The organism is Neobacillus paridis, from assembly GCF_016765675.1.
GTDB lineage: Bacteria > Bacillota > Bacilli > Bacillales > Cytobacillaceae > Neobacillus > Neobacillus paridis.
On the sequence record NZ_JAESWB010000051.1, the window covers coordinates 1 to 653 of the forward strand.

The 653-nt window shown below is 51.9% G+C and carries 1 protein-coding gene; it reads right to left on the reverse strand.

The genetic code is table 11. From position 1 onward, the window contains the following. Positions 1-653: methyl-accepting chemotaxis protein (locus JK635_RS25025; protein WP_235887910.1), on the reverse strand; the 653-nt coding region annotated here is incomplete at both ends.

Consider the following 653-nt stretch of genomic DNA (forward strand, 5'->3'; position numbering starts at 1 on the left):
AGGCGACCACTGCGAAACCGCGACCCTGTTCGCCAGCACGTGCGGCTTCTACTGCAGCGTTCAATGCCAAAATGTTGGTTTGAAACGCAATGCCGTCGATAACACTGATGATGTCGACGATTTTACGGGAGGACGCATTGATGGATTCCATCGTATCGACAACTTGCGCTACAACTTCGCCACCTTTTACAGCAACGCTAGAAGCAGACGCCGCTAGTTGGTTAGCCTGACGGGCGTTATCCGCATTTTGTTTGACCGTCGAAGTCAGTTCTTCCATAGAGGAGGCTGTTTCCTCAAGAGAGGAGGCTTGCTGCTCAGTACGGCCCGAAAGATCCATATTTCCCGAAGCTATTTCGCTTGAGGCGGTGGCAATCGTCTGTGTGCTGGAGCGTACATCGGTCACAATCTTTACCAAACTATCGCGCATTTCTTTCATCGCATACAGCACACTGCTGCGATCATTTTCTGCTGTCGTGATGGCCACGGCCAGGTTACCGGCTGCAATGCTTTTCGCCACGATGCTGGCCTCGCTTGGTTCTCCTCCAAGCGCTCGGAAAATAGTGCGAATAATGACCACTGCCACAGTCATTCCTAATGCCAAGGCTGCAATGCACATCAACAACATGAGCGTGGAAAAGCCACTAGCTACACCC